The sequence below is a fragment of the Pandoraea horticolens genome, from assembly GCF_902459555.1.
In the GTDB taxonomy this organism is placed as follows: Bacteria; Pseudomonadota; Gammaproteobacteria; order Burkholderiales; family Burkholderiaceae; genus Pandoraea; species Pandoraea horticolens.
This window is the reverse complement of sequence record NZ_CABPSM010000001.1, coordinates 408,970-423,171: the sequence shown is the minus strand read 5'-3', so window position 1 is coordinate 423,171 and position 14,202 is coordinate 408,970. Positions and strand designations below refer to the sequence as shown.

The 14,202-nt window shown below is 63.5% G+C and carries 13 protein-coding genes; 12 read left to right on the top strand and 1 reads right to left on the bottom strand.

Annotated elements, in window-relative coordinates:
- Positions 1-160: 160 nt before the first annotated feature.
- From PHO31112_RS02015 to PHO31112_RS01995, 5 genes are all read left to right on the top strand, one after another.
- Positions 161-1,057: a lipid A biosynthesis lauroyl acyltransferase gene (locus PHO31112_RS02015; protein WP_010805617.1), complete on the top strand. Its 897-nt coding sequence runs from the start codon at positions 161-163 to the stop codon at positions 1,055-1,057.
- 43 nt (positions 1,058-1,100) lie between these two features.
- Entirely contained in the window at positions 1,101-1,952 is an 852-nt protein-coding gene (dapF, locus tag PHO31112_RS02010) for a diaminopimelate epimerase (protein ID WP_150618947.1), read from the top strand.
- 150 nt (positions 1,953-2,102) lie between these two features.
- On the top strand, positions 2,103-2,771 hold the full coding sequence (locus PHO31112_RS02005; protein WP_150618946.1) for a DUF484 family protein: 669 nt from the start codon (positions 2,103-2,105) through the stop codon (positions 2,769-2,771).
- A gap of 55 nt (positions 2,772-2,826) precedes the next feature.
- Positions 2,827-3,900, top strand: coding sequence for a tyrosine recombinase XerC (gene xerC / locus PHO31112_RS02000; RefSeq protein ID WP_150618945.1), 1,074 nt, complete (start codon positions 2,827-2,829; stop codon positions 3,898-3,900).
- A gap of 158 nt (positions 3,901-4,058) precedes the next feature.
- Positions 4,059-5,273, top strand: coding sequence for a class I SAM-dependent rRNA methyltransferase (locus PHO31112_RS01995; protein ID WP_150618944.1), 1,215 nt, complete (start codon positions 4,059-4,061; stop codon positions 5,271-5,273).
- Positions 5,274-5,292: 19 nt separating this feature from the next.
- On the opposite strand, the gene PHO31112_RS01990 is transcribed toward PHO31112_RS01995, so the two are convergent.
- Entirely contained in the window at positions 5,293-6,168 is an 876-nt protein-coding gene (locus tag PHO31112_RS01990) for a DMT family transporter (protein ID WP_150618943.1), read from the bottom strand.
- Positions 6,169-6,315: 147 nt separating this feature from the next.
- Here PHO31112_RS01990 and PHO31112_RS01985 point away from each other — a divergent pair, with 147 nt between their 5' ends.
- The 7 genes from PHO31112_RS01985 to hslU all read left to right on the top strand — a co-directional run bounded on the left by PHO31112_RS01985 (position 6,316) and on the right by hslU (position 14,182).
- Positions 6,316-6,810 (top strand): Fur family transcriptional regulator, encoded by a 495-nt coding sequence (locus tag PHO31112_RS01985; protein ID WP_150618942.1) that lies wholly within the window; start codon positions 6,316-6,318, stop codon positions 6,808-6,810.
- A 91-nt stretch (positions 6,811-6,901) separates the two neighbouring features.
- On the top strand, positions 6,902-7,975 hold the full coding sequence (locus PHO31112_RS01980; protein WP_150618941.1) for a CobW family GTP-binding protein: 1,074 nt from the start codon (positions 6,902-6,904) through the stop codon (positions 7,973-7,975).
- 389 nt (positions 7,976-8,364) lie between these two features.
- Positions 8,365-8,784 carry an RNA polymerase-binding protein DksA gene (gene dksA / locus PHO31112_RS01975; protein ID WP_150619253.1) on the top strand — a complete coding sequence of 140 codons (420 nt, stop codon included), beginning with the start codon at positions 8,365-8,367 and terminating at the stop codon, positions 8,782-8,784.
- Between the two features lie 235 nt (positions 8,785-9,019).
- Positions 9,020-9,463 carry a hypothetical protein gene (locus tag PHO31112_RS01970; protein ID WP_150618940.1) on the top strand — a complete coding sequence of 148 codons (444 nt, stop codon included), beginning with the start codon at positions 9,020-9,022 and terminating at the stop codon, positions 9,461-9,463.
- Between the two features lie 229 nt (positions 9,464-9,692).
- A complete protein-coding gene (locus PHO31112_RS01965; protein ID WP_246177621.1) occupies positions 9,693-11,861 on the top strand; it encodes a TonB-dependent receptor in 2,169 nt (722 codons plus the stop codon).
- A gap of 293 nt (positions 11,862-12,154) precedes the next feature.
- On the top strand, positions 12,155-12,706 hold the full coding sequence (gene hslV / locus PHO31112_RS01960) for an ATP-dependent protease subunit HslV (protein ID WP_150618939.1): 552 nt from the start codon (positions 12,155-12,157) through the stop codon (positions 12,704-12,706).
- A gap of 117 nt (positions 12,707-12,823) precedes the next feature.
- Positions 12,824-14,182 (top strand): ATP-dependent protease ATPase subunit HslU, encoded by a 1,359-nt coding sequence (gene hslU / locus PHO31112_RS01955; protein ID WP_150618938.1) that lies wholly within the window; start codon positions 12,824-12,826, stop codon positions 14,180-14,182.
- Positions 14,183-14,202 lie beyond the last annotated feature (20 nt).

Sequence of the window (14,202 nt, the reverse complement as noted above, 5' to 3'; positions counted from 1 at the left end):
CGACTCACGTAGCCGTCATCAGAGCGAAGCGGCGACGCTTTAGCGGAAAATCAGTCGAATGGGCTGCCTAGAGGGTGGCTCACTCGAATCGCCCCGCAAGTTGTCAGTTAACTCGGCGATGTCGATTATTATACGCCCCTGAAGAAATTTTGCTGGCGACATGGCAACTACTCCCAAGAAGTCCATCGGCTACTACCTTAGCGTTGGCCTGCTGCGCGGGCTGAATCTGCTGCCTTATAGTTGGGTCGCGCGTTTCGGCGCTGGCCTGGGGCGGGTGCTTTACGCACTTCCTAGCTCGCGCAAGCGTGTGGTGCACACCAATTTGCGTTTGTGTTTCCCCCATTGGGACGACGCGACGCGCGAGCGCGTTGCCAAGGCGTCGTTCGTGCACGCCATTCGCAGCTATGCGGAGCGCAGCGTGCAGTGGTTCGCCGACGGCAAGAAGCTGGAACGGCTTATCGAACTCGACTCGGCGGTCGATCTGCGCGACCCGAACATGCCGCCGACGATTCTGCTCGGATTCCATTTCGTCGGCATCGAAGCGGGCTCGGTGTTCATCAATTACTCGCTGCACCGGCCTTGCGCCTCGCTCTACACGCCGATGTCGAACCCGGCGTTCGACGCCATGGCGCGCGAGCAGCGCGGCCGTTTCGACGCGGAAATGATTCCGCGCGGCGACAGCGCCCGCGACGTACTGCGTATGTTCCGTAAGGGCAAGCCGGTTATGCTGGCGGCCGATATGGACTATGGGGCGCGAAACTCCACGTTCGTGCCGTTCTTCGGCGTTCCGGCTTGCACGCTGACGTCGGTTTCTCGCCTCGCCGAAGTTGGCCGGGCGCAGATCCTGCCGTTTATCGGCGAGGTGCTGCCTAACTACAAGGGCTACCGTCTCAAGGTGTTCCCCGTTTGGGAAAACTATCCGAGCGGCGACCCGGACGCCGATGCGCGCCGCATGAACGCGTTCCTCGAAGAACAGATTCTCAAGATGCCGGAGCAGTACTACTGGGTGCACAAGCGCTTCAAGACGCGTCCGCCCGGCGAGCCGGGTGTGTATTGACAGCACCGGATGCACGTCGACCTTCTCCACTACAATAGCGGGCATGAAGCTCAAATTCACCAAGATGCAAGGTGCCGGTAACGACTTCGTCGTGATCGACGGCATCTCGCAGACCATCGATTTCACGCCCGAACAGTGGCGTGCGCTCGCCGACCGTCATTTCGGCGTCGGCGCGGATCAGCTTTTGCTCGTCGAACACTCGACGCTGCCGGGCGTGGATTTCCGCTACCGCATCTTCAACGCCGACGGCGGCGAGGTGGAGCATTGCGGTAACGGCGCGCGCTGCTTCGTGAAGTTCGTACGCGACACGGGCTTGACCGACAAGCGCTCGGTGCGCGTCGAAGTCCAGCAGGGCGTGATTTCGCTGACGATGCGCGACGATGGTCAGGTCAGCGTGGATATGGGCGCGCCGATCCTCACGCCGTCCGACGTGCCGTTCGATGCCAGTGGTCTGGAAGGCCGCCGCGAGGGCGACGACACGCTCTGGCCGCTCGACGTGGCTGGCAAGACGACGTGGATTTCCGTGGTATCGATGGGCAATCCGCACGCCGTGCAAGTGGTGGATAACGTCGACACCGCCGCGGTGGAGACGGACGGCCCGCTGATCGAGCGTCACGCCCGCTTTCCGAGCCGCGTGAACGCCGGTTTCCTGCAGGTGGTGGACAAGCATCGGGCGCGTCTGCGCGTGTACGAGCGCGGTGCCGGCGAGACGCTCGCCTGCGGCACCGGTGCGTGCGCGGCTGCGGTGGCGGGCATTCGCCGCGGGCTGCTGAGCGCGCCCGTAGCCGTCGAAACGCATGGCGGCACGCTCACCATCGACTGGGACGGCGCAAGCGGCCCGGTCATCATGACGGGGCCGGCCGCCACGGTTTTCGAAGGCACAATCGAGATCTGACGCAAAACGCTGGTTATGGTGCGGTGCCAGAGAGCAGGACAGTACGATATTGGTTTCTCACGGATTCTGATTTAGCGACCCAGGCGGCCGCGGGCCACCCTTGTGCTCGAGGGCGGCTGGCAGCAGTTGACGAACAGCAGACGGACACTCATGAACGACCGAGATATTGCGGAATACCTGATCGCGCATCCCGACTTCTTCGAGCGCCATGCCGAATTGCTGGCCGGTGTGCGGCTCACCAGCCCGCACGGCCAGCGTGCGGTGTCGCTGCAAGAGCGCCAGATCGAGATGCAACGCGAGAAGACCAAACAGATCGAGCGACGCCTCGCCGAACTGATGCGTTATGGTCACGAAAACGACGACATCTCGGCCAAACTGCATCGCTGGACCCTCGGTCTGCTCGGTGAGCGTGATCCTCATGCCTTGCCCGAGGCGATTGCCCGGGGCCTGCGCGACGTCTTCGATGTGCCGTTTGCGGCAGTGCGCCTGTGGAACGTGGCTGCACCCTATCAACCCGCCGACTTCGCCCGCAGCGTGAGCGAAGAGGTGAAGATTTTCGCGTCGAGCCTGGTCACGCCGTATTGCGGCGCCAATACCGGCTTCGAAGCGGTGACGTGGCTAGGTGCGTCGAGCGATCCGGCGTCCGTCGCGTTGCTTGCGCTGCGCGATCCGCAAATGCCGGAAGGCCCGATCTTCGGCCTGCTTGTCATGGGGTCGGAAGACGCCCGCCGTTTCCACGAAGGCATGGCGACCGATTTCCTGACGCAGATCGGCGAGTTGGCGGGGGCGGCGCTCGGCAAGCTGCGCGCAGACGACTGAGCAACTAATGCCCGCCGGGTCCGTGGCGAGCTGACGACTTCATCTCCTGCACCTCATGGTCACGTCGACTCGATCGCCACGCACTACCAGCGGCGCCGCAGCCAACACCCGAACCGGCGGCACCTTGCCGGTTCGCGCACGCAAGCCCAAGTCGTCCGGCGTCCACGAGACTTCCGGCAAGGCGGAAACGCCTGAATTGCCTGACACGCCGCTCGAACCCGGCATTCGCAGCTACCTCACCTCGCTCGCCAGCGAGCGCAAGCTCGCGGCATTGACCCTCGAGAATTACACGCGCGACCTGCGTCAGTTGCAGCGTCTGGCGCATGGCCGCTCGCTCGAATCGCTTGCGCATGGCGACATTCGCCGCTTTGCCATGCAGTTGCACAGCGAGGGTCTCGTCGGTCGTTCGATTGCCCGCAAGCTCTCTGCGTGGCGAGGTTATTTCGCGTGGCTCGCACAGCGAACCCCGCTGGCCGCCAACCCTGTCGAAGGGGTACGCGCCCCCAAACAGCCCAAGCCGTTGCCGAAGGCGCTGTCGCCCGATCAGGCGTCGGCGCTCGTCGAGTATGCCTCCGGCACGTCCGCCGAGGCCGTTCGCAACCGGGCGATGTTCGAACTGCTGTACTCGTCGGGTTTGCGTCTGTCGGAACTGACCGGGCTCGATCATCGCTATATGGAAGCCGACGGTTATCGGTCCGCGAGCTGGCTGGACTTGCCCGAACGCGAAGTGGTCGTGACCGGTAAGGGGAATAAGCGACGTCGTGTGCCCGTGGGCGAGAAGGCGGCGCAGGCGCTCTCGCTCTGGCTCGACATGCGCACGGCACTGGCGACGGCCGAGCCGCACGCGCTCTTCCTTTCGGCGCGCGGCAAACGTATCGGTGCGCGCGCGGTTCAGCAGGGGCTGGCACGTCACGCATTGGCGGCCGGGCTGCCGACGCACGTCCACCCGCACATGTTGCGTCACTCGTTCGCGACGCACGTTCTGCAATCGTCCGGCGATCTGCGTGCCGTGCAGGAGATGCTCGGCCACAGCAATATCTCGACCACGCAGATCTACACGAAGCTCGACTTCCAGCATCTCGCGAAGGTCTACGATCAGGCGCATCCGCGCTCGCGCAAGAAGACCTGAGCTTTGCGGCGGGCGATGCGACTCGGTGTAGAATCGCGTCCTTCCCCAGTAAGTCCCGCATGTTGTCCGTCTGCCGGACGTCGCCTCCGCGAGGCGACACCGCCGCGTGCCCCGCGCGACTTGCCGCCATTCCGTTTGCAACCGTTGGTCCGTCCCGCATGAACACCTTGACCCTCAAGCCCGGCAAAGAAAAGTCCTTGCTGCGCCGTCACCCCTGGATTTACGCCACCGCCGTGGCGCGCGTGGACGGCAAGCCGGCTTCCGGCGCAACGGTCGTGGTGCGAGCCGCCGACGGGCGTTTTCTCGCGCGCGCCGCGTTCAGCCCAGTCTCTGCCATCCGTGCCCGCGTGTGGACGTTCGACGAAAACGAGCCGGTCGATCACGCGTTCTTCAAACGTCGCGTGTCGGCGGCCCTGGCCTATCGCGAGCAGATGGTGCACGACACGGGCGCGACGCGCCTGATCTTCGGCGAAGCCGACGGTCTGCCGGGCCTGATCGTCGACCGCTATCAATCGGCCCCCGGTGCACCGGTGACCGACCAGATCGTGTGTCAGTTCATGGCCGCGGGCGTAGAAGCCTGGAAGGATGCAATCACGCGCGCGCTCACCGGCGCGACCGGTTGCCCGAACGTCTACGAGCGCTCCGACGCCGCCGTGCGCGAGCGCGAAGGCCTACCGAGCATCACCGGCGTGCTGGCGGGCGCCGAGCCGCCGGAAGCGCCCGACCTCCTGACGACGGACGAGTGCGGCGTGAAGTATTACGTCGACGTGCGCAACGGGCACAAGACCGGCTTCTACATCGACCAGCGCGACAACCGTTTGCTCGTGCAGCAACAGGCCAAGGGCAGCGACGTACTCAATTGCTTCTGCTACACCGGCGGATTTTCGCTGGCGGCGCTGGCGGGCGGCGCACAGAGCGTGCTGTCCGTCGACTCGTCGGGCGAGGCACTGGCCATCGGCGCGCGTAACGTCGAACTTAACGGATTCGACGCCAACCGCGCCGAGTGGCGCGATGCCGACGTCTTCAAGACCCTGCGCGCTTTGCGCGAAGAGGGACGCACGTTCGACATGATCGTGCTCGATCCGCCCAAGTTCGCCCCGTCAGCCCATCACGTGGATCGTGCTGCCCGGGCCTACAAGGACATCAATATGGCGGGTTTCCGCCTGCTGCGTCCGGGCGGTCAGTTGCTGACGTACTCGTGCTCGGGCGCCATCGACGCGGCGCTGTTCCAGAAGATCGTGGCGGGGGCAGCGGTCGATGCCGGTGTCGACGCACGCATTTTGCGCCGCCTGTCGGCAGGCATGGATCACCCGATGCTCACGCAATTCCCCGAGGGCGAATACCTCAAGGGACTTTGGTTACAGCGTATGTAAGTGCTCGCTATTGCGAGCATCAGCCGAGCGTCAACGCGACCACACCCAGCGCGATCAGCACGGCACCGCCCACGCGGCGGTGCATCTCACCCTCTCCCAGCAGACGTACGCCCAGTAGTGCGGCGACCATCATCGACATCTCCCGCGCCGGGGCGACGTGCGAGACCGGCGCGTACTTGAGCGCGGTGAGGATCAGGAAGTAGGACATCGGCGAAATCAGCGAGATAAGCACGATCTTGCGCCAGTTCGATTGCCAAAGCATGGCCATGCGTGCAGGGCGCGAGCACGCCATCGGGGCCGAGAGCACCACCCGCAGCACGTTCTCCAGGTAGTAATAGACAAGCGGCGCGAGTAGCAGCGTACGAATGGCGTAGGCGTCGGCCAGCGTGTAGGCGGCGATGAATCCGCCCGTCAGCACGCCCCAGCCGGCGCCCGCATGCATGCTGCCACGCCGGAACAGGCGCTCGCCGCCGGCGATCACGAGCACGCCGCCCACCACGAGCGCGATGCCAGCGAGCGCCAGCCAGCCCGGGCGTTCGCCCAGCAGCACGATGGCGCCCAGCGACGACAGCAATGGCCCGGTGCCGCGCGCGAGCGGGTAGACGACCGATAGATCGCCCACCCGGTAGCCGCGCTGCAAGACCAGGGTATAGCCATAGTGCAGCAAGGCGCTGATGACGATGACAACCCAGCCGAGTGCTGTCGGCCAACCGGCGTCGGCGCCGATCAGGAAGAACAGCGCCAGCGGCGTGTAGAGCACGACGGTGAGCAGCGCATAGAGGAAGACGAGTTGCGGGCCGCCCCCTTCGCTCGTGTCAATGCGCTTGGCGATGAAATTCCACGTGGCGTGCAGGAATGCGGCGGTAACGACTAGGGCGAGAGCGGTGGGTGACATGGCTAGGGGTGTTTTTTGTGTCAATTGTATGACGTATTGCCCGTCCACTTTCAGTCACTTTCGAGCGATGTCTCCCGACGCTCGATGCCGAGTCCTCACTTTTGCAACTCGGTTGCAGTGCTGGCGGCGCTGTGCTTAAATCGATTCATGAGCCTTACTCAACTACAACCGTATCTGGAAGCTGCGCGCACGAGCTTGCAGGAGCAATCGGGCCGCGTGACCTCGGGGCGTGTGCGTGTGCTGGCCTTGCTGCTCAAGGCTGGCAGGCCGCTCACTCATCAGGAAGTGCTGGCCGATTTGGCCACCGACGCCGATCCGCTCGACCGCGTGACGGCCTACCGCGTGCTCGACTGGCTGGTCGCGCAGGGGTGGGCCATCAAGCAGGCGGGCGACGACCGGATCTTCCGCTTCGTCATGGCCGAGCATGTCGACCCGCAACGTGCCACGTCGCCGCGTCCGCATACGCAACACGGTCATTTCCGCTGTGTACGCTGTCACCGGACCTTCTGTCTTGACGATTGGCCCCAGCATCCCCAACTGAGTGAGCGCGAACTCAAGCGCCTGCCCAAGGGTTTCGTGGGCGAACAGGTCGAGCTGCTGATTCACGGCACTTGCGCACAGTGCGCGGGCGCCCCCAACTGACGCGTCCCAAGCCGCTTTTCGTCACCTCGGGTAGAGTGAGTGACTTTCAGGCGGCAACGGGCAAGCCGCTTCACAACAGGACATTGCATTCATGACCCCCGTCACCATCCTGACCGGTTTTCTCGGCAGCGGGAAAACCACGCTGCTCAAGCGCATCCTGACCGAAGCGCACGGCATGAAGATTGCCGTCATCGAAAACGAATTCGGTGAAGAAAACATCGATAACGACATCCTCGTGCAGGAGAATGCCGAGCAGATCGTGCAGATGAGCAATGGCTGCATCTGCTGTACGATTCGCGGCGATCTGGTGCAGGCGCTGTCCGATCTGAACAGCCAGCGCGATGCGGGCAAGATCCAGTTCGATCGCGTGGTGATCGAGACGACCGGCCTGGCCAACCCCGGCCCGGTGGCGCAGACCTTCTTCATCGACGACGAAGTGGCCGACACCTATCGGCTCGACGCCATCATTACGCTGGTCGACGCCAAGCATGGCCCGCAGCAGCTCGATCAACACGAAGTGGTGCAGCGTCAGGTCGGTTTCGCCGACCGCCTGTTCATCACCAAGGCCGATCTGGTCACGCCCGAGGTGCTGCACGATCTGAAGCATCGTCTCGCGCACATGAACCCGCGCGCGCCGCAGCAGGTGGTCGACTTCGGCCGGGCCGACCTCAAGCAGATTTTCGATATCCACGGCTTCAACCTGAACGACAAACTGGATATCGATCCGGACTTCCTGGCCGCCGCCGAGCATTCGCATGACCATGACCATGACCATGACCATGACCATGACCACGCGCACTGCGATCACGATCATGGCCAATGCGCTCACGAGGGTCATGACCACGGGCACCACCATGCCCATCACGACGACGCCATCAAGTCGTTCGTCTTCCGCACCGAAAAGGCATTTGATCCGGCCAAGCTGGAGGATTTCCTCGGGAGCATCCTACAGGTGTACGGCGAACGCTTATTGCGTTATAAAGGCGTATTAAATATGCGCGGCATCGACCGCCGGGTCGTGTTCCAGGGCGTGCACCAAATGATGGGTAGTGACGTGGGCACGAAATGGCAACCCGGAGAGACGCCGAACACCAAGATGGTGTTCATTGGTGCCGAGCTGCCGAAAGACATCATCCTGCAAGGGCTGGAGCGCTGTCTGGTCTGAGCGGGACTGCCGAATCGATCAACGGGAAACCCCTTAACCGGAGCTTCCCGTTGATTCGGTTACAATACCTGCCCACTGGGCTGCCGCCAGCGAATCGACGCGGCATTCCGGGGGGTAGGCAGGGGAGCACCGCCATGGCCACCGCCTCTCGCAAGACTGCCACCGCACGCCCCACGCGCGGGTCTGACCCGGCGCCGGATGCGGGTGCCAAGCGTGCTCCAGCAGGCAAATCGAAGACGGGCGAGAAGGTCGCCGCCAAAAAGGCCGCGCCCCAATCGTCCGGCAGGAACGTAACCCAAGAAGCCGCCCGCGGCATCGCCGGTAAGCAAGACGTCCCATCTGCTGCAGGGGCGTCGCCGGACTATCCGAAAGAGACGCCACAAAAACCCATGAGCAAGAAAAGACTTTTGACCGAGGCCGAAATTCTGAAGATGGGCGAGAAGGACTACATGAATGAAGATCAACTCGCCTTCTTCAAGGATCGTCTGGAAACTCTGCAAGCTGACATTCTGCGCAATGCCGGTCAAACGACCGAGAACCTTCGGGAAACCATTCTCGTCCCGGACCCGGCTGACCGCGCCACGATCGAAGAAGAGCACGCACTTGAACTGCGTACCCGTGATCGTGAACGCAAGCTGCTGAAGAAAGTGCAGCAATCGCTCGCCCGGATCGATTCCGGCGACTATGGCTGGTGCGAGGAAACCGGTGAGCCGATCGGCATTCCGCGTCTGCTCGCACGCCCGACGGCCACCCTGTCGCTCGAAGCGCAGGAACGTCGCGAACTGCGTCAAAAGCTGTTCGGCGACTGATCGCATCACGCAATCCGGCCCGATGCCGCGCGGTGGCGGCACGTTAGTCAATCGGGCCCCTCGGTTTGCCAAAGGCATGTCTTTACGACATGCCTTTTTTGTTGCCTTTTCGATGCCGGCCGGTCGACCGCGCGACGCCAGCCCCGCACTGTCGCCTGCGCGCAACGCAAGGTAGCGCTCGCGGCATGGGCGGCTTTATGGCAGAATTGCAACTCAGTTGCAATTAAGCGTTTCCATGCCGCCCATCGAACCCGTCTTCCGCCAATGGCGTGCGCGTTTGCGCACGCTGGCCGGCCATGGGCGAAGCGGCTGGATCGTCTGGCTCATCGTCGCGCTGATCTGCGTGCAGATGTGGGGTTTGCAACACGAAATCCTGCATGCGCGCGAGTTGTCCGGCAGCGTCCAGAGTGCGTCGGCGCCAGTCGATTCGCATGACTCGGACCTCACGTTTGGCGACGATGATGACGTGTCGTCGACGACGCCATTCGGTGTCGGCGGCCATCACCATCATTGCCATCTCTTCGAGGGGGCGACGCTGGCGGCCGGCATGGCGGTGGCCGTCCTGCAATGGCGCGGTGCCAACCCCACGGCGAACACCCCGCTGCGCGCCACCGGCCGCACTCACGCCAGCGCGCTTGAACTGCCGTTCGACTCTCGCGCCCCGCCGGTCGCCGTCTGACCCCACGCGTTTTCTCGCGTTTTTCCGCGCTTCCTGCGCGAATCCCTGCCAACGCCAGCATTGAGCTTCGCAGCCCTTCAGGCCTGCGACGGCGGCGTGTTGCTGCGCGTTCGTTCGCCGACAGGCGCCGACGCGGCGGGTTCGCTCGCGCCGATGCACGGGATACCCGGGAGTCTTGCGCCCTCGGGCGGGGCTCCCCCCGGACAGATCCAACAGAACTCATAACGACATGGCACACATTTCTTCGAACGTCGCGCGCAAGCGCGCGGCGTCTTCGCTCGCTCACGCATCGCTTCCCGCCGCGCCTTGTGCGCGTCGCGCGCGGCCCAACCTGACGCCGCTGCCGTTGGCTGCCGCATTGACATTCGGTGCGCTCGCCATCACGAGCTTGTCTGCACAAGCTGCCGGCGCACCCGCCGAACGACCCTCTGCGACTGCCGCCCCAGCGGCACCCGAAGCGGCATTGCCGACGACATTCGTCACGGGCAACCCCCTCGGACGCGCCGCTGCCGACCTCGCCGCACCTGTGACCGAACTCGACGGGAAAGCGCTCGCGCTGCGTCGAGCCGGCACGCTTGGCGAAACGCTTGACGGCCTGCCGGGCGTCTCGGCCACGTCCTACGGCCCGAACGTCAGCCGTCCGATCATTCGCGGTCTCGACGGCGACCGTATTCGTGTGCTCCAGAACGGCACCGCCGCGCTCGATGCCTCGTCGCTGTCATACGACCACGCCGTGGCGCAAGACCCATTGACGATCGAGCGCGTGGAAATCGTGCGCGGCCCGGCGGCCTTGCTGTATGGCGGCAATGCGGTCGGCGGCGTAATCAACACCATCGACAACCGTATTCCGCGCGAATCCATCACCGGCATTTCCGGGGCGACGGACTTCAGTTACGGTGGCGCCAACCGCGAACGTGCGGGCGCGGCACAGCTTGAATTCGGCAATGGCCAGTTCGCGTTCCATGTCGACGGCTTCGCACGAAAGAGTGCAGACCTGCGCATCCCTGGCTTCGCGCATTCGGCACAACAACGTGCACGCGACGACGAAGGCACGCCGCAATCGTCGGGCACGTTGCCGAACAGCAACGGGCAGGTGAGCGGAGCGGCCGTGGGGGCGTCGTGGACGTGGGCCAACGGCTACACGGGCCTTTCGTACTCCGGTTACGACTCCGACTACGGCACGGTGGCCGAAGCCGACACGCGCATCCGGCTCCGACAGCAGCGTCTGGCGTTGGCTAGCGAGGTGCGCAATCTGAGCGGACCGTTCACCGCCCTCAAGTTCAACTTCGGCTACACCGATTACGAGCACAAGGAAATCGAGAACGGCGAGACGGGCACGACGTTCAAGAATCACGGCTACGAAGGGCGCATCGAAGCGCACCACGCGAAGATCGGGCCGCTCGAAGGTGCCGTGGGGGTGCAATTCTCGCAGAACACGTTCTCGGCGCTCGGCGAAGAGGCGTTCGTGCCGAAGAGCGATACGAGCAATGTGGCCCTCTTCGCACTCGAAGAGTGGGCCGTGAGTCAGGCGGTGAAGCTCTCGTTCGGCGCGCGTATCGAACATTCGAGCGTCAAGCCGGCTGCCGGCGGCAACGAGCGTCTCGACAACCTGCCGTCGCGCAATTTCACGCCCGGCAGCGTGTCGGCCGGGGCCGTCTTCGCGCTGGCGCCCGCGTGGTCGGTTGCGCTCAACACGTCGTACACCGAGCGTGCGCCGACGTTCTACGAGCTATATGCCAACGGCCCGCATCTGGCGACCGGCGTCTGGGAAATCGGCAACCCGCAGGCCAAGCTCGAAAAGGCATTTTCGACCGATCTGTCGCTGCGTTATGAAAGCGGTCCGAACAAGGGCAGTGTCGGTTTGTTCTACAGCCGCTTCACCAATTTCATCGCGCTGAACAACACGGGGCAGACGATCGCCGGGGACGTCCGGGACCTGCCGGTCTATCAATACGCGGGCGTGCCGGCCGACCTCTACGGTGTGGAAGCCGAAGGCCATGCCCGGATCTGGCAGGGCTACGGCAATCTCGATCTCGAGTTGCGCGGCGATTACACCCTGGGACGCAACCGCGATACGGGGGAACCGCTGCCGCGCATCGCACCGTTGCGTCTGACGGCGGCGCTGGCCTATGGACTGGGGCACTGGGGCGCGCGTCTGGAAATGGTGCACGCGAGCAATCAGGGCCGTGTGCCCGTGAACGATCTGACGACGAGCGGCTACACTACGCTCGGCGCCTCGCTCACGTACCAGTTCAAGGCCGGCGGCGCTCAGTGGCTGGCGTATCTGAAGGGCGAGAACCTGACCAATCAGGAAGTGCGTCTGGCCAGTTCGGTGTTGCGCGACATTGCGCCGCAGGGCGGACGCTCGGTTCGTGTGGGGTTGCGCACCACGTTCTAAGCGGCAGTGCTCCGCAAAAACGAAGCAATTTCCGAGAAATTGCTTCGTCGCATCCGATTCGCGCGGTGCAATGCCGCGCGAATCTCCCGATCCATGCCACTTTTTTCGACATCGACCCGCTGTTGAAAAGTGCGGCGCGCCCGCCGCCGTCGACGCCTCTTGATATTCTTTCGATTGCCCTAAACTACAGTCACGTCTCGCCCGGTCGGGTGCGTCGTCACAGTCGTGAGGACGCGTCAGGCGTCCGGGCCAATCGTTACGGGGCGCGTGTCGCCCCCCGAAAAGGAACAGGCATGGAGCAATATCACGGCACCACCATCGTCTCCGTTCGGCGCGGCGATCAGGTCGCGCTTGGCGGCGACGGCCAGGTCACGCTCGGCAACATCGTGATGAAGGGCACCGCACGCAAGGTGCGCACGATTTATGACGGTAAGGTCATGGTTGGCTTCGCTGGGGCAACGGCGGACGCCTTCTCGCTGCTCGACCGCTTCGAGGCGAAGCTTCAGAAGCATCAGGGGCATCTGACGCGCTCGGCCGTCGAACTCGCCAAGGACTGGCGTACCGACCGCATGCTGCGTCGGCTCGAAGCGATGATGATCGTCGCCGACGCCGAGACCACGTTGGTCATCACCGGCAACGGCGATGTGCTCGATCCGGAGGGCGGCGTTGCTGCCATCGGTTCGGGCGGATCGTATGCACAGGCTGCGGCCCGCGCGCTGGTCGAGAACACCGATCTGACGCCGGGCGAGATCGTCAAGAAAGCGCTGACGATCGCTGGCGAGATGTGCATCTACACGAACGACAACCACATTATCGAAACGCTGCCGCCGAAGGCAGCGAAGTGATGACGCGCGCACCGCAGCAGGTGGACTCCTGCGGTGCGACTTGCCGGCCGGCGGCTGAACGACAGCCAGCCGGCCGGGCGTCACCCTCTGTGCGAACCCCCAAATTTGGCGAACGTCATGACCCATATGACCCCCTCCGAGATCGTTTCCGAACTCGACAAACACATCATCGGCCAGCAGAAGGCCAAGAAGGCCGTTGCGGTGGCCTTGCGCAACCGTTGGCGCCGTCAGCAGGTGGCTGAGCCCCTGCGTCAGGAAATTACGCCGAAGAACATTCTGATGATCGGTCCGACCGGTGTCGGCAAGACCGAAATCGCACGCCGTCTGGCCAAGTTGGCCGACGCGCCGTTCATCAAGGTCGAGGCGACCAAGTTCACCGAAGTCGGCTACGTGGGCCGCGACGTCGACAGCATCGTGCGCGACCTCGCGGAAATCGCGATCAAGCAGACGCGGGAAGCCGAAATGAAGAAAGTGCGCACCAAGGCCGAAGATCGCGCCGAGGACCGCATTCTCGATCTGCTGCTGCCGACCGGGCGTGAATCGTCGCGCGATATCCGTTTCGGTTCGGCATCGCATGAGGTCGAGCCGAGCGCGGAAGACAACACCACGCGTCAGACCTTCCGCAAGCGTCTTCGCGAGGGCCAGCTCGACGACAAGGAAGTCGAACTGGAAGTGGAAGTTCCGGCACAGGGCATGGAGATCATGGGCCCGCCCGGAATGGAAGAGATGACCGAGCAGATCAAGGGCATGTTTGCGAATCTGGGCAATCAGCGCAAGAAGCGCCAGAAGCTCAAGATCAAGGACGCGCTCAAGGTGCTGACCGACGAAGAAGCGTCGAAGATGCTCAACGACGAAGAGGTCAAGCAATTGGCCCTGCGTAACGTCGAGCAGAACGGCATCGTGTTCCTCGACGAAATCGACAAGATCGCCACGCGCAGCGAAGTGGGCGGCGGCGACGTGTCGCGTCAGGGCGTGCAGCGCGATCTGTTGCCGCTCGTGGAAGGCACGACCGTGAGCACGAAGTTCGGCATGATCAAGACGGATCACATTCTGTTCATTGCGAGCGGTGCGTTCCATCTGGCCAAGCCGAGCGATCTGATTCCGGAACTGCAAGGCCGCTTCCCGATCCGTGTCGAACTCGAATCGCTCTCGGTCGGAGATTTCGAAGCGATTCTCACGCAAACGGATGCCAGCCTCGTCAAGCAGTATCAGGCGTTGCTCGCGACCGAAGACGTGCATCTCGAATTCGCGCCGGACGGCATCAAGCGTCTCGCGGAAATCGCCTTCTCGGTCAACGAGAAGACGGAAAACATCGGCGCGCGACGTCTGTACACCGTCATCGAGAAACTGCTCGAGGAGATTTCGTACAACGCAGGCAAGCAGGCGAACGAGGTGGTGTCGATCAACGCCGAGTACGTCAATCGCTTCCTCGAAGAAGTGGCGCAGAACGAAGATCTGTCGCGCTACGTGCTGTGAGATCGAAGTGATGTGAAAAA